This is a genomic window from Streptomyces celluloflavus (assembly GCA_000720995.1).
Lineage (GTDB): Bacteria > Actinomycetota > Actinomycetes > Streptomycetales > Streptomycetaceae > Streptomyces > Streptomyces celluloflavus.
This window is the reverse complement of sequence record JOEL01000066.1, coordinates 1-19,693: the sequence shown is the minus strand read 5'-3', so window position 1 is coordinate 19,693 and position 19,693 is coordinate 1. Positions and strand designations below refer to the sequence as shown.

Annotated in this window: 17 protein-coding genes and 1 pseudogene; 8 read left to right on the top strand and 10 right to left on the bottom strand. The window is 73.5% G+C overall.

All coding sequences use genetic code 11. The features are described 5' to 3' along the window. Positions 1 to 15: 15 nt before the first annotated feature. Both IH09_RS33295 and IH09_RS33290 read right to left on the bottom strand, forming a co-directional pair. Positions 16 to 912: an SDR family oxidoreductase gene (locus tag IH09_RS33295; protein WP_110952751.1), complete on the bottom strand. Its 897-nt coding sequence runs from the start codon at positions 910 to 912 to the stop codon at positions 16 to 18. A 123-nt stretch (positions 913 to 1,035) separates the two neighbouring features. Further along, positions 1,036 to 1,974, bottom strand: a complete 939-nt coding sequence (locus IH09_RS33290) for a DUF4429 domain-containing protein (protein WP_052861291.1) — start codon at positions 1,972 to 1,974, stop codon at positions 1,036 to 1,038. 235 nt (positions 1,975 to 2,209) lie between these two features. Between IH09_RS33290 and IH09_RS33285 the strand changes: the two genes are divergently transcribed. The 3 genes from IH09_RS33285 (at position 2,210) to IH09_RS33275 (ending at position 5,721) form a co-directional block, all read left to right on the top strand. Further along, positions 2,210 to 3,526, top strand: a complete 1,317-nt coding sequence (locus IH09_RS33285; protein ID WP_052861290.1) for a multidrug effflux MFS transporter — start codon at positions 2,210 to 2,212, stop codon at positions 3,524 to 3,526. A gap of 77 nt (positions 3,527 to 3,603) precedes the next feature. Further along, complete coding sequence (locus IH09_RS33280; RefSeq protein WP_052861289.1) at positions 3,604 to 4,659, top strand: serine hydrolase domain-containing protein; 1,056 nt, start codon at positions 3,604 to 3,606, stop codon at positions 4,657 to 4,659. Between the two features lie 105 nt (positions 4,660 to 4,764). After that, positions 4,765 to 5,721 carry a small ribosomal subunit Rsm22 family protein gene (locus IH09_RS33275; protein WP_052861304.1) on the top strand — a complete coding sequence of 319 codons (957 nt, stop codon included), beginning with the start codon at positions 4,765 to 4,767 and terminating at the stop codon, positions 5,719 to 5,721. 9 nt (positions 5,722 to 5,730) lie between these two features. Here the strand turns inward: IH09_RS33275 and IH09_RS33270 are convergent, their stop codons facing one another. Beyond that, a complete protein-coding gene (locus IH09_RS33270; RefSeq protein WP_052861288.1) occupies positions 5,731 to 5,994 on the bottom strand; it encodes a DUF6243 family protein in 264 nt (87 codons plus the stop codon). Positions 5,995 to 6,081: 87 nt separating this feature from the next. On the opposite strand from IH09_RS33270, the gene IH09_RS33265 reads away from it, so the two are divergent. Further along, entirely contained in the window at positions 6,082 to 6,678 is a 597-nt protein-coding gene (locus IH09_RS33265; RefSeq protein ID WP_110952750.1) for a TetR/AcrR family transcriptional regulator, read from the top strand. 142 nt (positions 6,679 to 6,820) lie between these two features. Then, entirely contained in the window at positions 6,821 to 7,564 is a 744-nt protein-coding gene (locus IH09_RS33260) for a bifunctional DNA primase/polymerase (protein WP_052861286.1), read from the top strand. A gap of 101 nt (positions 7,565 to 7,665) precedes the next feature. Here the strand turns inward: IH09_RS33260 and IH09_RS33255 are convergent, their stop codons facing one another. From IH09_RS33255 to IH09_RS33225, 7 genes are all read right to left on the bottom strand, one after another. Further along, a complete protein-coding gene (locus IH09_RS33255) occupies positions 7,666 to 8,526 on the bottom strand; it encodes a hypothetical protein (RefSeq protein WP_318279631.1) in 861 nt (286 codons plus the stop codon). After that, on the bottom strand, positions 8,513 to 9,502 hold the full coding sequence (gene efeU / locus IH09_RS33250; protein ID WP_052861284.1) for an iron uptake transporter permease EfeU: 990 nt from the start codon (positions 9,500 to 9,502) through the stop codon (positions 8,513 to 8,515). The genes IH09_RS33255 and efeU overlap by 14 nt, the downstream gene beginning before the upstream one ends. A gap of 87 nt (positions 9,503 to 9,589) precedes the next feature. Further along, on the bottom strand, positions 9,590 to 10,942 hold the full coding sequence (gene efeB, locus IH09_RS33245) for an iron uptake transporter deferrochelatase/peroxidase subunit (protein ID WP_052861283.1): 1,353 nt from the start codon (positions 10,940 to 10,942) through the stop codon (positions 9,590 to 9,592). Positions 10,943 to 10,983: 41 nt separating this feature from the next. Continuing rightward, entirely contained in the window at positions 10,984 to 12,138 is a 1,155-nt protein-coding gene (gene efeO, locus IH09_RS33240) for an iron uptake system protein EfeO (RefSeq protein ID WP_052861282.1), read from the bottom strand. Positions 12,139 to 12,348: 210 nt separating this feature from the next. Further along, a complete protein-coding gene (locus IH09_RS33235) occupies positions 12,349 to 13,182 on the bottom strand; it encodes a heme ABC transporter ATP-binding protein (protein ID WP_052861281.1) in 834 nt (277 codons plus the stop codon). A 43-nt stretch (positions 13,183 to 13,225) separates the two neighbouring features. Further along, positions 13,226 to 14,341 (bottom strand): FecCD family ABC transporter permease, encoded by a 1,116-nt coding sequence (locus tag IH09_RS33230; protein ID WP_052861303.1) that lies wholly within the window; start codon positions 14,339 to 14,341, stop codon positions 13,226 to 13,228. A 55-nt stretch (positions 14,342 to 14,396) separates the two neighbouring features. Continuing rightward, entirely contained in the window at positions 14,397 to 15,443 is a 1,047-nt protein-coding gene (locus IH09_RS33225; RefSeq protein ID WP_052861280.1) for a heme/hemin ABC transporter substrate-binding protein, read from the bottom strand. 127 nt (positions 15,444 to 15,570) lie between these two features. Here IH09_RS33225 and IH09_RS33220 point away from each other — a divergent pair, with 127 nt between their 5' ends. The 3 genes and pseudogenes from IH09_RS33220 to IH09_RS33210 all read left to right on the top strand — a co-directional run. Continuing rightward, a complete protein-coding gene (locus tag IH09_RS33220) occupies positions 15,571 to 17,157 on the top strand; it encodes an HtaA domain-containing protein (protein ID WP_110952749.1) in 1,587 nt (528 codons plus the stop codon). Between the two features lie 157 nt (positions 17,158 to 17,314). Then, positions 17,315 to 18,880 (top strand): HtaA domain-containing protein, encoded by a 1,566-nt coding sequence (locus IH09_RS33215; RefSeq protein ID WP_052861279.1) that lies wholly within the window; start codon positions 17,315 to 17,317, stop codon positions 18,878 to 18,880. Positions 18,881 to 19,187: 307 nt separating this feature from the next. Then, a pseudogene (locus tag IH09_RS33210) lies at positions 19,188 to 19,598 on the top strand (PhzF family phenazine biosynthesis protein); the annotation flags it as partial. Positions 19,599 to 19,693: the final 95 nt, after the last annotated feature.

Sequence of the window (19,693 nt, the reverse complement as noted above, 5' to 3'; positions counted from 1 at the left end):
CCGGGCGCGGCGGGCTCAGCCTCGGCCGATGTACGGCATGTTCGTCGCCATCACCGTCGCGAACTGCACATTGGCCTCCAGGGGCAGCGCGGCCATGTGGACGACTGTGCGGGCGACGTCGGCCGCGGCCATCACCGGTTCGGCCGCGGTCCGGCCGTCCGCCTGGCGGATGCCGGTCGCCATCCGGCCGGTCATCGCGGTCGCCGCGTTGCCGATGTCGAGCTGGCCGCAGGCGATCCGGTACGGACGGCCGTCCAGGGACAGTGACTTGGTCAGGCCTGTCATCGCGTGCTTGGTGGCGGTGTACGCGATGGAGTCCGGCCGCGGGACATGCGCGGAGAGCGAGCCGTTGTTGATGATCCGGCCGCCCTGCGGATCCTGCGCCTTCATCGTGCGGAACGCGGCCTGGGCGCAGAGGAAGGCGCCGGTGAGGTTGACGTCGACGACCGACTGCCAGTCGTCGTAGGACAGTTCGTCGAGTGGTGCGGACCGGCCGAACGTGCCCGCGTTGTTGAAGAGCAGGTCCAGCCGGCCGAAGCGGTCGCGGACGGCGGCGAAGAGCGCGTCGACCTCGGCGGGGCGGGTGACGTCGGTCGGCACGCGGATGACGGCGGGGCCGTCGGAGCCCCGGGGCCCCAGCAGCCGGGCGGTCTCGGCCAGAGCCTCGGCGCGCCGGCCGGCCAGGACCACGTCCCAGCCGGCGGCGGCCAGCGCCTGGGCGACCGCCCGCCCGATACCGGAACCGGCGCCGGTCACCACGGCCACCTTCCCGGCGACGGACGGCACCCCGTCACCCGATACCCCGTTGTTCAGCCCCTCGGCGCCCGGTGCGCTCTGCCGGGTGTCCGACGGGGTGTGCCGCGAGCCCTGGGCCGCCCGAGCCGATACCTGTTCATCCGCTGCCTCTCCCATGGCGGCAGCCTAGGGCGTACGGGAAAGCAGACACGTAGGGCAGGACGGACGCGTACGGAGGGTGTACGTGTACACGTACGCAGAGCAGCCGGCCCCCAACCGCCCCGCCTCAGCCGCCCCGCCTCACCCGCCCGTGCGGAACTGGTCGAGGACGGCCGCCTTCGTGGTGGTGAACTCCTCGTCGGTCAGGATGCCGTCGCGGTGCAGATCGCCCAGTTCGCGCAGTCGGCGCAGCAGGGCGTCGTGGTCCGGGGCGGGGGCCGGTCCGGACGGGGGGGGGGTGGCCGGGGCGGCGGGGGCGAGGCCGGGGGCGGGTGTGTGAGTCGGGGGCTTGGTGGGTGCCGGTCCCGTGGCGCCCGAGGGGTGCGGCAGCCGGGCCGCCACCGCCGCCGCCAGCAGCGCCGTCGCGCCGCTCTGTTTCTTGAAGCCCCACAACTCGATGGCGTTGGGGTCGTGTTCCGGTTTGAGGATCGGTGTCGCCGGGCCGTGCGGCCGGAAGCGCAGGAAACCGGATTCGAGGCCGACGGCGGGGCGCCACTCCACGCCCGCCAGGTCGGCCAGCGCGAAGTCCCGTGCGCCCGCGTGCTTTTTGCTCTCGCTGGTGCTCCAGAGCCAGTCGATGTGCACCCGCTCGCCGTCGAAGGTGGCGGTGCCGTCCACCCCGGTGGCCGCCAGCGGTACGGCGGGGCCCGGCAGCAGATAGCGGTCGGTGGGGCCGTCCGGGATCTGCTCGATCGTCAGGGCCTGCCGCACCTCGTCCGCGAAGTACTCGGCGACGCCGGCCCGGCCGGGCTCCACCGCCACCTGGAACGGGTTCGCGTCGTCGGGCAGACCGCCGCCGGTGACGTGCAGCAGCGGGTCCGCGCCGGCGCGCAGCCGCAGTCGCAGCCGGCCGCCCTTGCGGCCCGGTTCGTACGCGATACCGGCCAGCGCGGCCAGCGGCACCGCGACCTCACCCAGCTCCTGGCGCAGCTTGTGCACCCCGCGGTCGCGCCCCGGCACGATCCGTACCACGTCCGTGTCGAAGGACCAGTTGCCGTCGCGCCCCATCAGTTCCGCCATGCCCGAATCCTACGGAGCACCCGGATCGGGCACCCGGCGCCACCGCCCGGACACCGCACGCCGGTCACCGGGCCGTATCCGCCCGTACCGCGGGGGCGACGGGTGCCGGGGCCGGCGCGGGAACACGGGGGGAGGGGCCCCGGGTCGTAGGTCCAATGACCTGGTCCGGACCGGGCCGCGGACCATTCCGTGCATGACACCATGGTGCGGCCATCAATGACCCATGGAGACACTCATGACGGACTCCGGCGCCGCCGAGACCAAGGACCTGCCCGCGATATCCGAGCGGGGCGCGGCAGCAGCACCGGCCGCGTCCCGCCGCACCAGCCTTCTCGTCACCCTCGTCCTCGGCGGTCTCACGGCCGTCCCGCCGCTCTCCATGGACATGTACCTCCCGGCCCTGCCGGAGGTCACCACCGCGCTGCACAGCCCGGCCGCCACCGTCCAGCTGACGCTGACCACCTGCCTGGCGGGCATGGCCCTGGGCCAGATGATCGTCGGCCCGATGAGCGACCGGTGGGGGCGCCGCCGCCCGCTCCTCGTCGGCATGGTGATCTACGTGCTGGCCACCGCGCTCTGCGCCGTCGCCACCAGCGCCGAACTCCTCATCGCCTTCCGCCTGCTGCAGGGGCTGGCGGGCGCGGCCGGGATCGTCATCGCCCGTGCGGTGGTCCGCGACCTGTACGACGGGGTGGCGATGGCCCGGTTCTTCGCCACCCTGATGCTGATCTCCGGGGTGGCACCGGTCGTCGCCCCACTGATCGGCGGCCAGATCCTCCAGGTCACCGACTGGCGCGGCGTCTTCGTCGTGCTGACCGTCGTCGGGGTGCTGCTCACCCTCCTGGTCTGGCGCAAGCTGCACGAGACCCTGCCGCCCGAGCGCCGGCACTCCGGCGGTCTCGGCCAGACCCTGCGCACCATGCGCGATCTCCTCGCCGACCGGGCGTTCTCCGGCTATCTCCTCGTCGGTGCCTTCGCCTTCGCCGCCCTCTTCGCGTACATCTCCGCGTCGCCGTTCGTCGTCCAGGAGATCTACGGGGCCTCTCCGCAGGTCTTCAGCCTGCTGTTCGGCATCAACTCCGTCGGGCTGGTCGCGGTCGGCCAGCTCAACGGCAAGGTGCTGGTCGGCCGGGTCAGCCTGGACAAGGTGCTGGGCATCGGCCTGGTGCTGATCACGGTCGCCGCGACCGGTCTGCTGCTGATGTCGTCGGGGGTCTTCGGCACGGTCGGCCTGGTGCCGATGGCCGCCGGGCTCTTCGTCCTGATGTCGGCCATGGGCCTGGTGATGCCCAGCACCAACACCCAGGCGCTGCTGCGCACCCCGCACGCGGCCGGTTCCGCCTCCGCGCTGCTGGGCACCTCCACCTTCCTGCTCGGCTCGGTGGCCTCCCCGCTGGTGGGCATCGCGGGCGAGCGGACCGCCGTACCGATGGCCGTCGTACAGCTCTCATGCGCCGTTTTGGCGCTGCTGTGCTTCCTGGGAATGTGCCGCCCGTGGCAGCGTAGGGGGGAGACCACCACGGGGACCACGGGCGAGAGGACCAGGCTCTGAACGCACCGAGACTCAGACAGGGCACACCGGCCCAGGCGGGACTCGATCCCGCCTGGCTCGAACGGCTGGTCCGCGGGGTGCGGACGCTGCCCGAGGGCCGTCCGGCGTGGTGCTCGGGCGCCGTCGTCCTGGCCGGCCGCGGCCCGGTCGTCGCCGCCGAGGCCGCCGCGGGCTGGGCGCTGCGCTACCGCGGCTACGACCCCGGCCGGGACCGCGGCGTCGAACTGCCCCGGGACCGCTGGGAGCCGATGCGGGTCGGCACCGTCTTCGACCTCGCCTCGCTCAGCAAGCTCTTCACCGCCGTCGCCGCGATGCAGCAGACCGAGCGCGGCCGGCTGGACCTCGACGGTGAGGTCCGCGAGCTGCTGCCCGCCTTCGCCGCCGGTATCACCGTCCGCAGGCTGCTCACCCACACCTCCGGGCTCCGCCCCGAGCTGCCGTTCCACAGCCGGCGGGGGCGGGCCGCGCAGCTGGCGCTGCTGTGGGCGGAGGCGGCGGACCCGGCGGGCCGCCCCGGTGGCGCGTACCGCTACTCCGATCTCAACCTCATCACCCTCCAGCTGATTCTGGAGAAGATCACCGGGCGGCGGCTGGACGCCCTGGTCCGGGAGGGCATCACCGCGCCCCTGGGGATGTCCAGTACGTCCTACGGCCCGCTGGCGCCGCACGGGGTGGCGGCGACCGAGGACCAGCGGCTGCCGTGGGCCAAGGCGGACCGCGGCATGGTGCGCGGCGCGGTGCACGACGAGAACGCCTGGGCGCTGGGCGGCGTCGCCGGCCACGCCGGGCTCTTCTCCACCGCCCAGGATCTGGCCGTCCTGTGCCGCGCGCTGCTCAACGGCGGGGCGTACGGCACCGCCCGGATCCTCGGCCCCGACGCGGTCGCCGCGCTGCTGGACCCGCCGGGCCTGGGGTTCGGCGTCGACCAGCCGTACTTCATGGGCGAGCTGGCGGGCCGGGGCGCGGCCGGCCACACCGGCTTCACCGGCACCAGCCTGGTCCTGGACCGCGCGACGGACACCTTCCTCGTCCTGCTCGCCAACACCGTCCACCCCCGCCGCACCGACGGCGGCAGCGCCCCGCGCGCGGCGGCCGCGACCTGCCTGGCGCACGCGGCGGCCCGCGGCGGCTGAGGGGGAGCGGGCCCGGTGCGCGGGGACCTGCCCGGCCGGGCCGCACCCCGCCGCGGCGCCCGCGCCCGCTCCGCGCGCCGTACCCCGCCCCGTAAACTCTTCCGAATGCACGACGAACTCCGCGCCGCCCTGGCCGGCCTTCTCGACGGCCTGCCGCCCAAGCAGGCCGCGCAGGCCGTCGACCGGCTGATCGCCAACTACCGGGGCCGTACGCCCACCGACGCCCCGGTGCTCCGGGACCGGGCGGATGTCGCCGCGTACGCCGCCTACCGGATGCCCGCGACGTTCGCGGCGGTGCGGGCCGCGCTGACCGCCTTCGCGGACCGGGTGCCGGACTGGTCCCCGGCCACCCATGTGGACATCGGCGGCGGCACCGGCGCCGCGACCTGGGCCGCCGCGGCCACCTGGGACGGCCACCGCAGCACCGTCCTGGACTGGGCGCAGCCCGCCCTCGACCTGGGCCGCGAGCTGGCGGACGGGGTGCTCCCGGAGACCCGGTGGCAGCGGCAGGTCATCGGCGAGGGGCTGACCGTACCGGCCGGCACCGATCTGGTGACCGTCTCGTACGTCCTGGGCGAACTGACCGAGGCGGCCCGCCGGGCGGTGGTGGACGCGGCGGCCGCCGCGCAGGCCGTCGTCCTGATCGAACCGGGCACCCCGGACGGCTACCTCCGCATCCGCGAGGCCCGCGACCGGCTCATCGGCGCCGGGCTGCGGATCGTCGCCCCGTGCCCGCACGGCGGCGCCTGTCCGATCGTCCCCGGCGAGGACTGGTGCCATCTCTCGGCCCGGGTCAGCCGTTCCTCCCTGCACCGCCAGGTCAAGGGCGGCTCCCTCCCGTACGAGGACGAGAAGTTCAGCTACGTGGCCGCGACCGCCCTGCCTGCCACCCCGGCGCCCGCCCGGATCGTCCGCAAGCCCCAACTCCGCAAGGGCCAGGTCCTGTTGGACCTGTGCACCGCGGAGGAGGGGCTGCGGCGCGATACGGTCACCAAGCGCCACGGTGACCGGTACCGCGAGGCCCGCGACGCCTCCTGGGGCGACGCCTGGCCGCGTTCCTGACCGGCGGGGTCACTCCGCCTTCCCGGTGCGGGCCGCCTGTTTCTCCTGGAGCTTGCGCAGCAGTTCGCGCCGTTGCGCCTGCGGATCGGGGCGCCCGCCGCCCTCACCTCCGGCGGCGCCGCCGCGCAGCGCGCCCCGGGAGAGGGTGCTGCGGGTGCCGCCGACGCCGAGCATGCCGCCCGCCTTGTTCTTGCCCATGGGGTCCGTCCCTTCCGTCGTGGTCGAGGAGTCGCCGGCGAGACGTTCCGTCTTGCCGGGTGACGGGATCAGCATGTGGCGAGACGGCGCGTGTCGTCAAGGGGTTTTGTGGCGGCTTCGAGACGATACGTCTCGCCTCATGCTCTCGATAGAATCCGGCCCATGGCCAACAAGACAGCCCCCGACTCCTCCCGCCGCAGCGAACGCTCCCGCCGCGCGATCTTCGACGCCGCCCTGGCGCTGGTCGGCGAGGTCGGCTACGACAGGCTCACGATCGAAGGCATCGCCTCCCGGGCCGGTGTGGGCAAGCAGACCATCTACCGCTGGTGGCCCTCGAAGGCCGCCGTCCTGCTGGACGCGTTCACCGCCGACGCGGACACCTACCGGGGCGCTCTCCCGGACACCGGTGATGTGGCGGCGGATCTGAAGGCCGTGCTGCGGGCCACCGTGGACGAGTTCAACGATCCGGCGTTCCAGGCCCCCTACCGCGCGCTCGCGGTGGCCGGGGCGGGCGACGAGGAACTCTCCCGCACCTTCGTCGCCCGGCTGCTGGAGCCCGGTATCGACGTCTACACCGACCGGCTGCGGGTCGCCCGGGAAGCGGGCGAGCTGGCCGCCGGGACCGATGTCCGGCTGGGCGCCGAGATGCTGCTGAGTCCCTTCTCACAGCGCTGGCTGATGCGCACCGGCGAACTGACCTACGCGTTCGTGGACGCCCTGGTCGACCAGGTGCTGCACGGTCTGCGGCCGCGCGGCTGAAAGCCGGCGCGGCTCGTCGCCGATGGCGCGAATTGCCCCTGTTCACCCGCAGCTCGTTCACCCCGGATCCGCACACCGGTCACCCGAGGCGCAGGATGGTGGCAGCATTGATCCCAGACCACCGCTCGAAGTGAGGGGATAGATGGAACGCAAGAGCAGGTTCTCCCAGTGGCTGCGCCGGCCGAAGAACGGATCGGACGACGGCGAGACGGACACGGGATCGGCGGCCGCACGCGGCCGCGAGGACCTGCTGCTGGCAGCGGTCGACGCGGGTTTCCCCGTCGCGCCGGCGGCACACCCCGCCGGCTACGGCTGTTCCTGTGAACGCATCGGCTGTCCGACCCCGGCCCAGCACCCGATCTCCTTCGGCTGGCAGACCGTCGCCACCACCGACCGCGACAAGGTCACCGCCTGGGTCCGCACCCTCCCGCAGGCCAACTTCATCACCGCCACCGGCATCGCCCACGACGTCCTCGACGTCCCCGTCGAAGCGGGCCGCAGCGCGCTCGGACGGCTGGACGGCGCGGGCGTCGACGTCGGGCCCATCGCCCTCGGCGGCACCGGTTTCGGCGAAGGCCGGATGCTCTTCTTCACCGCCACCCGCGGCACCCCGGACGACGAGGACGAATGGTGGCCCTGTGAGCTGGACTGCCACCCCGAGACCATGGACGAACACCCGGGGCTGCGCTGGCACTGCCGCGGCAGCTACGTCCTCCTGCCGCCCTCGCGGCTGCCGGGCGAGCAGCCCGCGGTGACGTGGCTGCGCGGCCCCGAACTGCCGCTGCCCGATCCGCTGACGCTGCTGGAATCGCTCACCGACGCCTGCGCGGAGTTCATCGGCAGCCGGCCCGACCACGAGACGACGGCCTGGCCCATCGGCCGCTGAACCGTTTCGTTCCCGCCCCGTACGCACACCGACGGCGGCGGGCCACCGGACATCCGGTGGCCCGCCGCCGTCGGTGTGCGTACGGGGCGTACCGGCCGCGCCTACAGCGCCTTCGCCGAGGTCTTCGCCTCGATGCGGTTCAGCACGGTGACCTTGCCGCCGGACTCCTTGGCGGGCACCTTGACCGCCTGTCCGGAGATCGTGGTGAAGGCCATCTTGTCGGTCTTCTTCCGCGGCCCTTCCAGGATCCCCCGCAGGCCCTCCGGCACCTGGATCGTCGACCCCTGGGCCACCGTCTTGCGCTGGTGGTAGTAGGTCGCGAAGAAGACCAGCGCGCCGCCGTCCTTCGTCCGCAGCGAGACCGGCGGGAAGTCCGCCGCCTGGTCCTCCCACTGGATGCGCGCGCCCGGCTGGAGCGCGGCCTTGGCGCGCTCCGCCCGCCAGCCGTCGGTCTCCGGACCGGACGCGAAGACGCCGCCCTTGCCGGTGTTGAGGTAGTCCGCGTACGTCCGGCTCAGCGTGCCCGGATCCACCGTCAGCCCCGACGCGCCGCCGGCCGGTACCGCCTCGGCGTAGCCGTCCCGGTCCGTCCGGAACTGCGGGACGTCCTTGGCGGCGAACGTCGCCAGATACACCGCCCGCCACTTCGCGTCGGCGCCGTCCCGGCCGAACACCAGGAACCAGCGGGTGTTCTTGCGGTTGCTGACGGCGTCCGCGAGGAAGTACTTCGGCCAGCCCGCCTGCTTGGGCACGGTGAAGTGCGCGTCCGTGAACGCCAGCGGGACGAAACTCGGGTTGCCCTGCGGGGTGAGGGCGCGGGCCGCCTTGAGCCCGGCCTGGTCGATGGCGAGCAGCGACCCCGCCTCGAAGGCGGGGTTCATCGTCGGATCGAGCTTGCGGTTGGCCGCGTTGAAGCCGTCGGCGAACTGCTGGAGCGCCGTGGCTCCGTCAGCCTTCGACACCGCCGGCAGGATCTCCCGCTCGCCGTGCACCGTCACGCACCCGCTGAGTATCACCAGCGCCGCCGCTGCCGACGTCAGTGTGAGGGGCACCCGGAACGGCGACCTGCGTGTCATGGGGCTGGGGCTCCTTCGGGGCGACCGGGGCGGACGAGGCCGCCGGGGTGGCACGATTCGGCGCAACCCTACCGGGGGCGAAGAAGAACGCGAGGGTGGGGATCAGATACAGCGCCCACACCGTGACCTGAAGGACCGTCGGGTCCGGCTGGAAGTTGAAGACGCCCTTCAGGAGGGTGCCGTACCAGCTGTCCGCCGGGATCTGCTCGCTGATGTCGAACGCCTGGCTGGTCAGCCCCGGCAGGAAACCGGCCTCCTGGAGGTCGTGGAAGCCGTACGCGAGCACGCCCGCGGCGACCACCACCAGCATCCCGCCGGTCCAGGTGAAGAACTTCGCCAGGTTGATGCGGACCGCGCCGCGGTAGAACAGCCAGCCCAGCAGCACCGCCGTCAGCAGGCCCAGCAGCGCCCCGATCAGCGGCCGGACGCCGTCGTCGGCGGACTGCGCGGCGGTCCAGATGAACAGCGCGGTCTCCAGGCCCTCGCGGCCCACCGACAGGAACGCGGTGATCACCAGCGCCGTCGTGCCCATCGCCAGCGCCGCGTCCAGCTTGCCCTGGAGTTCGCTCTTGAGATGGCGGGCGGTGCGCCGCATCCAGAAGACCATCCACGTCACCAGGCACACCGCGATGACCGACAGCGAGCCGCCGAGCGCCTCCTGCGCCTGGAACGTCAGCGTCTGCGAGCCGAACTGGAGCGCCGCACCGAACGCGAACGACAGCACCACGGCCAGCGCGATACCGATCCAGACCGGGCGCAGCGCCTCCCGCCGGCCGGTCTTGACCAGGTAGGCGATGAGGATGCAGACCACGAGGCTGGCTTCCAGGCCCTCGCGCAGACCGATCAGGTAGTTTCCGAACACGTCGGTTCCTTTCCTTCCTTCATGTCGGATCTCGGGGTGTGCCCCGGGGACCGGGTCCCCGGGGCGGTGTCACGGAAGAGCGCGGAGTCAGGCGAACAGCGCCCGGCCCCACCAGTCGCCGGAGTCCCGGACGCCCGGCGGGATCGCGAAGACCGCTGAACCCACGTGCTGGATGTACTCGTTGAGCGCGTCGTGCCGCGCCAGCTTCTGCTGCAGCGCGACGAAGCCGTGGCGCACGTCCCGCTGGTAGGCGAGGAAGAACAGCCCCGCGTCCAGCCGCCCCAGACCGTCCGTACCGTCGGTGAAGGAGTAGCCGCGGCGCAGGATGTGCACCCCGCCGTTGGCGTCCGGGTGCGCGAGCCGGACGTGCGCGGTCGGCAGCATCGACGGCAGATGCGGGGTGTCCCGCTCGTTCTTCCGGCCGGCCGGCGCGCCCTCGCCCTTGTCCCGGCCGAAGATCTCCTCCTGCTCCTTGAGCGAGGTGCGGTCCCAGGTCTCGATGTGCATCCGGATGCGGCGGGCGACGAGGTAGGAGCCGCCGGCCATCCAGTCCGCACCCCGCTTCGCGTCGGCCTTCCCGTCCGCGGCCGAGACCCACACATGCCGGTCCAGTGCGGCCGTGTCGTCGCCCGAGACGTTCCGGGTGCCGTCCTTGAAGCCGAACATGTTGCGCGGTGTCTGCGCGTCCGGCGTCGTCGAGGACGTCTTGCCGAAGCCCAGCTGCGACCACCGGATGGCGACCTTGCCGAAGCCGATCCGGGCCAGATTGCGGATCGCGTGCACCGCGACCTGCGGATCGTCGGCGCACGCCTGCACACACAGATCGCCGCCGCTGCGCGCCCGGTCGAGGTTGTCGCCGGGGAACTGCGGCAGGTCGACCAGCGCCTCGGGGCGCCGGTCCTTGATGCCGAAGCGGTCCTTGCCGTCCTTCTCGAAGAGCGTCGGGCCGACGCCGAAGGTCAGCGTGAGCCGGGACGGCGGCAGCCCGAGCGCCTCACCGGTGTCGTCCGGCGGCGCCTCGGCGAGCCCGCCCACCGCGCCGTCGCCGACCGCGTCGCCCGCCGTCATCCGCGCCGCCGCCTTCGTCCACTCCTTGAGGAGGGCGATCAGCTCGTCGCGGTCGTCGATGGTGACGTCGAACGCGGCGAAGTGCAGCCGGTCCTGGACGGCGGTGGCGATCCCGGCCTGGTGCGGGCCGTGGAACGCCACGGCCGCCGAGGACACGTCCGCCACGGCCGGTGCGGCGTCACCGCCGGTGCGCAGCGCCACGGCCGTACCGCCGGCCGCGACCGCGCCGAGTGCCAGCCCCGCACCGCCCCAGCCCAGCAGCGCGCGCCGCGACGGGACGCGCCCGCCGTCCCGCCCGGCGGTGGCGGCCGGCGCGTCCTCGCCCGCCGTGCCGTCCGCCGGCCCGTTGTTCTTCGTACCGTCGACAGTCATCCTCGTGATCCCTCGTGATCCCTCGTCCTGCTCGCGACGGACTACTTGCCGGTGGCCACGGCGGCGGCCAGCTTCGACAGCGGCTCGGCCAGCGCGTTGACGCCGTCCGACAGCTCCTTGCGCGCGTCCTTGCCGACGGTGTCGTACGCGGCGAAGCCGTCCGCGGATTCGCTGTCCCGGTGCTTGTCCAACTGGGCGCGGATCGCCGCGAACTGCTTGTCCAGCTCCTTGGCCAGCGCCGGGTCGTTCTTGGCGGCGACCGGCTTGAGCAGCTCGTACGCGTGCTGCGCGCCCTCCACGTTGGCCTGGAAGTCGAGCAGGTCGGTGTGGCTGTAGCGCTCTTCCTCGCCGGTGACCTTGCCGGTGGCGACCTCGTCCAGCAGCTCCTTGGCGCCGTTGGCCATGCTGGTCGGGGTGATCTCGGCGGTGCCGACCCGCTTCTGCCAGTCCTCCAGGTCGGTGATGAGCTGCGCGGCCAGCTTCTTGTCGTCCTCGGAGATCTTCTTCTCCTCCCACAACGACTTCTCCAGCCGGTGCCAGCCGGTCCACTTCTGCCCGTCCTCCAGACCGTCGGCCCGCACATCGACCTTCGGGTCGATATCGCCGAACGACTCGGCGACCGGCTCGGTCCGCTCCCAGCCGACCCGCGAGAGTGCGTACGTCCGCTGGGCGGCCGCCACGTCACCGGCCTTGACGGCGTCGGCGAACTTCCGGGCCGCGGGGAGGGTCTGGTCGGCCTGCTCCTGGACGTACTTGCGGTACGCGGCGACCGCGGCGTCCAGCCGGGGGTCGCGCGCGGCCGGTGCGCCCTTGCCGCTGGCGGTCACCTTCTGCCGGATGCCGTCGCCCTTCATCCCGGGCTTGCAGGCGACCTCGTAGGTGCCGGCCTTGATCTCGGCGGTGATCTCGGCCTTGGTGCCGGGGCCGATGTTCTCCCGCTCGGTGACGATCCGGTCGCCGGGCGCGTAGACGTAGACCTCGGTGACCTTGGAGCCCTTGTTCCGCACGGAGAACTGGACGTGCCCGGCGGGGAACGAGGTCGCGGAGACCTCGCAGCCGGTGTCCGTGGCGGTCACCTCGATCACACCCTTGCCGTCGGCTCCCTTGGCGTCGCTCTTCTGGGCACAGCCCGAGACGGCGGTGAGGGTCGCGGCCACCGCGACGGCGGCGACGGTGGTGGAGCGAAGCGCTCGCATGGGGGTTCTCCAGGCTGGCTCGGGCGGTCCGGAAACGGAGGATCGGAAACCGGATGTCGGGTATGAGTTACTAAGGCAGCCCTAACTTATCCGAGGCTTACCTCATTTCTGCCCACGTTTTCCCGTGATCCGGCTCTCACGCACTACGGCCTCGTCACGAATCGGCGGCGGTCCGGTCGCGGTTGGGTCATGGGCAGGTCAAGGTAAGGGTCATCGGTCGCGGTGAGGCATCACCAGCGGAATACCGGTCCGCGGATGCCCGAACACCTCGACCGGCTGCCGGTAGACCCGGGAGAGCAGCTCCGCCGTGAACACCTCGGCGGGCGGCCCCTGCGCGGCGAGCACCCCGTCGTGCAGCACCGCCGCCCGGTCCGCGTACGCCGCGGCGAGCCCCAGATCGTGCAGCACCGCCACCACGGCGTCCCCCGCCGCCGCCCGCTCCCGGCAGATCCCGAGCACCAGCTCCTGATGGCGCAGATCCAGCGCGGCGGTCGGCTCGTCGAGCAGCAGCAGCGGGGCGCGCTGCGCCAGCACCCGGGCCAGCGCCACCCGGGCCCGCTCGCCGCCGGACAGCGCGGAGAACGGCCGCCCGGCGAAACCGGCCACCTCGGTCGCGGCCATCGCCGCGGCCACCGCGCCCTCGTCCGCGTCCGCCGCCGGCGTCCCGGCCCACGGCGCCCGGCCCATCCGGACGACCTCCGCCACCGTGAACGGGAAGGACAGCGCGGCGGACTGCGGCAGCACGGACCGGCGCAGCGCCAGCTCGGGCGCCGACCAGTCGACGGCCGGGCGGCCGTCGATGTGCACCGCGCCCCCGGCGGCCGGCAGATCGGCGGCGAGCGCGGCCAGCAGGGTCGACTTCCCCGCGCCGTTCGGCCCGACGAGCGCCAGCACCTCACCGGCCCGCGCCGTCAGCTCCACCCCGCGCAGTACCGTACGGCCGCCCAGCCGCACCGTCAGCGCCTCGGCCCGCGCGTACGGCTGCCCGGCGACCGTGCCCCGGGGCAGCCGCCTGCCCCGCCCGGCGAACAGCTTCCCGATCATCGACGGCCTCCGGTGGGGGTGTGGGGGCGGGCGGTACGCGGGCTCATGCCCAGCCGCCCTGTTTGCGGCGGGTCCTGCGCAGCAGCCAGAAGAAGAACGGGCTGCCGAAGAGCGCGGTCAGCACGCCGAGCGGGAGTTCGGCGGGCTGCGCGACCGTACGGGCCGCGAGATCGGCGACGACCAGGACCAGCGCACCGCCGAGCGCGCTGCCCGGGATCAGGAAGCGGTGCCCGGGGCCCGCCGCCATCCGCAGCAGATGCGGCACCAGCAGCCCGACGAAGGTGATGACACCGGCCACCGCGACCGCCGCGGCGGTCAGCAGCGCGACGACCAGCACCAGGGCCATCCGCAGCCGTTCGACCTCCACCCCCAGATGCCGGGCGGGCCGCTCGCCGAGCGCCAGCAGATCCAGCCGGCGCGCGTAGCGCGGCGCCACCGCCAGCCCGGCGAGCGCGCACGGCAGTACGGCCAGCACCTTCGGCCAGGTCGCCTGGGAGAGCGAACCGAGCTGCCAGAAGGTGATCTGGGAGAGCTGCGCGGTGTCCGCGAAGAAGAGGAACAGGCCGATCAGCGCCCCCGCGAACGCGTTCACCGCGATACCGGTGAGGATCAGGGTCACGACCTCGGTACGGCCGCCGGAGCGGGCCAGCGCGTAGACGATCAGCACGGTGAGCAGCCCCGCGGCGAACGCGCAGGCCGGCACCGTCCAGTTGCCGAGAAAGGTCAGCCCGAGCGCGAGGGCGCCGACCGCGCCCACCGCCGCGCCGGACGAGATCCCGATGACGCCGGGCTCGGCCAGCGGATTGCCGAACACGCCCTGCATCAGCGCGCCCGCGCACCCCAGCGATCCGCCGACGAGCACCGCCAGCACCACCCGCGGCAGCCGCACCTGCCACAGCACGCTATCCCCGCCCCGGTCCAGCGCACCGCCGCCCAGGTGCAGTTGGTGCAGCAGTGAACCGACGACATCGCCGAGCGGGATCTCGTACGCGCCGGTCCCCGCGGACAGCAGTGCGGCCAGCAGCAGGGCGAGCGCGAGCCCCAGGGTGAGGGAGGCGGTGCGGCGGGGGTGGGGTGCGGGAGAGGCTGTGGGAGCTGTGGAATCTGCGGTACCGGTGGCGCGTGTGGCGTCGTCCGTCCCTGGGGGCTCTGGCGTCATACCGTCCCGCACCGCGCGGTCCCGCGCCGTCTCCGTACGCGGAAGTGTCGACATATCACTTCCCCTTGGCGTGGAGCTGGGTGACGAGTGAGCGCAGCACCTGGTCCGTGCGCGGGCCGAAGTTGAGCAGCACCCCGTCGTCGACGGAGATCACCCGGCGGTCCATACCGGCCGGCGTCTCGGCCACGCCGGGGATCTTCACCAGGCCGTCCACCCCGCCGACCGATTCCAGCCCCTTGGACATGACGAGGATGACGTCCGGCGCGGCCTTGGCCAGCGCCTCGCTCGTGATGGGCGTGAAGTCCTTCTTCAGGCCGGACTCCTTGCCCGCGTCGATCCCGCCGGCCGCCTCGATCAGCGAGTCGGCGCCGGAGCCCGCACCGCCGAGCAGGTAGACGGAGGCGGAGCCGCGCAGATAGAGGAACGCCACCCGCGGCCGGTCCGCCGGGGTGCCGCCGTGCGGGATGCCGCGGCGAACGTCCGCCATCCGCTGGTCGGTTCGCGTGACCAGCGCCTGCCCGGCCTTCGGCACACCGAGCGCCGTCGCGACCGCGGTGATCCTGGTGTCGACGTCGGCCAGCCCGGTGGCGGGGCGCAGCACGACCAGGGGGATACCCGCCGCGCGGATCTGGTCGATGGCCTCGGCGGGCCCGGTGGTGGTCTCCGCGAGCACCACATCGGGCTTGAGCGAGAGCACGCTCTCCGCCGAGACGTCGTGCGCGCGGGTCACCACGGGCAGCTTCTTCGCCTGATCGAAGGTGGCGGTGACATCGCGGGCCACGACCCGGTCGCCGAGCCCCAGGGTGAAGACGATCTCCGAGAGGGAACCGGTCAGCGGCACGATCCGGTCGGTCTTGCGGACCGTCACCCGGTGGCCGTCGGCGGACGGTACGGCCACCGGCAGCGTGGGCTCGGGCGCCGGCCCCGGCAGCGGCTCGACCCGGTCCGCGGCCGGTTTCGCCGCCTTCGGGGCGGCGGGTGACGAGGTCCCGTCCGCACCGCCCGCGCAGCCGGCGAGGGCCAGCGCGAGCGCCGCCGCGCCGATCGTCGCGGCGGCGCGGGTGGCAAGGCGCCGGATCGGCCCCCCGAGGGTCGCTGTCACTGTCCCGCCTTTCTCTGTACGCCGGTTGGCCGGGCCGGTGGTCCCGCGATGGGCGCGAGGTGCCGTTCCAACCAGATGTAGCTTAGGTTAGCCTTACCTAAATAACCAGCCCTGGAAGGGGTACCCCATGCTGTCGTTCAGACCGGCCCGCGGCCTCGCCGGGCCGGGCCGCCCACCCGGTCCGGCGCGGAACCCGCTCGCGGCCCGCGTCCGGGCGCTCCGCCACGGACTGCGCCGCGGACTGGTCCGGGTGCTCGCCGTCGCCCTCGGCGTGGCCCTGCCCGCCGGCGCGCTGACCGTGCTGCTGCCGGCGGCCGGTGCACAGGCGGCGGCCCGTACGGTCGCCGGCGGACGGCTGGACTGGGCGGTCAAATCCTCCTTCCAGTCCTATGTCACCGGCCCTGTCGCGCGCGGCAGTTGGAACCTGACCGGTGGCGCCGCCACCGTCGGCGCCGGCCGCTTCCGCTTCCACTCCGCGGCCGGCAGCTACGACCCGGACAGCGGCGCGCTGACCGCCGGTTTCTCCGGCGGCGTGCACTTCACCGGCCACCGGAAACCGGACGGCTCCTACGAACTCGACCTCACCATCAGCCGCCCCGAGGTCGTCATCTCCGGCGGCCGGGGCACCCTCTACGCCGATATGACCAGCAAGGAGAAGGGCACCGGCAAGGTGACCACGTCCTCGCGGGTGCCGCTCGCCTCCCTCGGCGTCGGCGGCCTCGACACCCGCGGCGGCGGCAGCCCCATCGCCCTGGACAACCTCCCCGCGACGCTCACCTCCCAGGGCGCGAGCGCCTTCGCGGGCTACTACTCGGCGGGCACCCCGCTCGATCCGGTCAGCCTGTCCGCCGATGTCCGCGCGCCGGGGACGCCGGGCGACGATGCCTCCGGCGACCCGAAGTCCGGGTCCGGGGACGGCGAGAAGCAGGACGGGAAGGACGGGAAGGCGGCGGGCGGCGACGGGGCGATCGTGGACGCGGCCCTCGACTGGGGCGTCCGCCGCACCTTCCGCGAGTACGTCACCGGCGCCATCGCCCGGGGCCGCTGGCAGCTGACCGACGGGGCCCAGGACGGCGGCGCGCTCTTCCGCTTCCCACGCGGCAAGGGCTCCTACGACGCCGCGGGGCACACCCTCGACGCCGCCTTCACCGGCACGCTCCGCTTCACCGGCACCCACCTCGACCTCGCCCTGAACGCGGTCACCGTGACCGTACGGGACGGCCGGGGCACGCTCACCGCGGACGTCACCACCGGCGGAGCGGACGGAGCGGACGGAAAGCAGGTCGCCCGCAAGACGCCCCTGGCCACCTTCGAGGCGGGCCAACTCAAGCCCGCGGACGGCCTGATCGCCGTCAAGGAGGCCCCGGCCAAGCTCACCGAGGAAGGGGCGAAGGCGTTCGGCGGGATCTATCCGGCGGGCACCGCCATGGACCCGGTCTCGCTCTCCGTCGCCGTCAAGGAAGGCGTCCGCCTCCCCGCGCTCCCCGACCTCGGCACCGACCCGACCGCCGCGGCCACCCCGAAGCAGCGGGAGGCCGAGCCCACCGCTGCTTCCTCTCCCGCCACCTCCGCCACTTCCTCCGCGGTGCTGCCGCTGTCCCTGGCGGGCGGCGCCGTTCTCATCGCCGCCGCTGCCGCCTTCCTGGTGCTGCGTGCCCGCCGCCGCAGGGCCGCCGGCGACGCACCGCCCGCACCGCCCGCGCCCCAGGGCTGACCCGCCCCTCGACGTCCCCACCGCCCGGCCGATCCCTCCGGATCTATCGATCGGTGCATCCGGTGCATCCGATCCGGCCGATCCCTTCGAGCCATCCCACCGGCCCACCGGCCACCCCGCCAACTGGCCACCCCGTCAACCAAGGAGACCCACCGCCATGCCCGTCATCCGCCGCTCGCTCACCCTCGCCGCCGCGCTCGCCACGACCGCCGCGCTCGGCCTGCCCGCCGTCGCCATCGCCGCCGACGGCCGCACCGCCGCACCACGGCTCGACCTCAAGGACGGCCGGCTCGACTGGGGGCTGAAGGAGTCGTTCCGCAAGTACGTGACGGGCATGGCGCACGGCACGATCGAGACCGTGGGCGGCGCCCAACAGGGCGCGGACAACGGCCCGTTCACCTTCTCCGGCGGTACCGGAAGCTACGACACCGCCACCCACTCCGTCGCCACCACCTTCCAGGGCGGCGTCCGCTTCACCTCCACCGCGCACGGCTTCGACATCAAGATCGCCGATCTCAAGCTCTCCACCAAGGGCACCGGCGGCGCCATCACCGCGGATGTCACCGCGGCCGGCAGGACCCAGGACGATGTGCCGCTCGCCTCGCTCGACCTCTCCGGCGTACGGCCGGGCAGCGGCGCGGGTGGCGCGATGACCTTCGCGGGTATCCCGACGAAACTGACCGCCGAGGGCGCGAAGGCGTTCAACGGTATGTACAAGGAGGGCCAGGAACTCGATCCGGCCACCCTCTCCGTCACACCGGCCACCACCCCGGCCCCGAAGCCCGACCCCACCCAGCCGCCCACCACCGGGCCGTCGACCGAGCCGACCACCGAGCCCGGCGACAAGTCGGGGGACAAGTCCGGGGACAAGTCAGGGGGTAAGGCCGGTGGCGAGTCGGCCGAGAAGCCCGGCACCGGCAAGCCCGCCGAGAAGCCCGGCACCGACAAGTCCGCCGGCGGGTCCGGTCCGGGCACCTCGTCCGCCGTCGCCGTCGGCACCCTCGTCGACGGCACCCTCGACTGGGGTGTCAAGAAGTCCTTCCGCGAGTACGTGACCGGCCCCATCGGTGGCGGTAAGGCCGAACTCGGCGGCGGCGCCGCGACGTCCGGCGCCGGCTACCGCTTCCCCAAGGGCCATGGCTCGGTCGACACCGGGAAGTCCGCCCTGACCGCCGACTTCAACGGCTCGGTCCGCTTCCTGGCGCACTCCGGCGCGCTGGACCTGAAGTTCGACAACCTCAAGGTGAAGGTCAGCGGCACCAAGGGCACCCTCGTGGCGGATGTCTCCGCCAAGTCCCGGGCGTCCGGCAAGGTCACCACCACCCAGGCCATGCCGGTCGCCGACCTCGCCGTCCCCGTCGGCGCACTCACCCCGGTGAAGAACGTCGTCACCCTCGACAAGGTGCCCGCGAAGCTCACCGCCGCCGGCGCCACGGCCTTCGACAACATGTACCCGGCGGGCCAGGCGCTCGACCCGGTGACGCTCGCGGTCTCCCTCGACGCGAACGCCCAGCTCCCGGCCGGCGCCGGCGGCTCCGGCGCGGGCACGTCCGGCGGCTCCGGTACCGGCGCCGCGAGCTTCAGCAGCGGCAACGGCGCCGGCGGTGCGCTCGCCGCCACCGGCTCCGCGGTTCCCACCGAAGCCCTGATCGGCACCGCCGCCGCCCTGGTCGCCGCGGGCGGCGCCGCGGCCTACGCCACCCGCCGCCGCGCCATCCGCTGACTCCGCCACTTCCCCCTCCCGCTCTCACCCGGCACCCCGTAGGGGACGTGGCGAGTACCGGGCCCCCGTGGCCCGGCCGCCGCTCCCCGGCCCCGCGCCCTTACGGGGTGCCCCCGGCGGCCGGACACCCCCGGCAGACCGTGCGGTTGAATGGCCGACAGGCGGTCGAACGGACCGCCGGGCCGCTGGACGGGCGGACGGGCGGATGAGCGGGTAGATGACCGATTTCGATGTGCACCCGGAGCATGTGGCGCCCCCGGAACCCCCGGTGAACCCGGCCGCACACGCGAAACACCCGGAGCACCAGGTGCTCCGGGTGTTCTGCGGTCCCAGTGGGGGCGGTGGCAACGCGCTGGGCGTCGTCCTGGACGGGGCGGCCGTGCCCGGCAGGACCGAGCGCGCCGCGCTCGCCGCCGAACTCGGCTTCAGCGAGACCGTGTTCCTCGACGACGCCGCGCGCGGCACGGTGGACATCCACACCCCGAGCGTCCGGCTCCCCTTCGCCGGGCATCCGCTGGTCGGCCTGGCCTGGCTGCTGCGCGACCTCGGCCGTCCGCCGCGGATGCTGCGGCCACCGGCCGGTGAGGTGGCGGTGACCTACGACGGGGAGATCACCTGGGTGCGCGGGCGCGCGGCGTGGGTGACCGCGCGCCGCACCGAGCGCTACGTCTCGGTCGCCGACGTCGACGCGCTGCCCGCGCCGCCGCCGGGGGAGGGGTCAGGAACTGCTCTCACGTAAGTGTCCATGAGTGTCCTTTAGGAGTCATGAGTGTTGTACGATCTCGTGTATGAACCTGACGGAATGGGCACGCG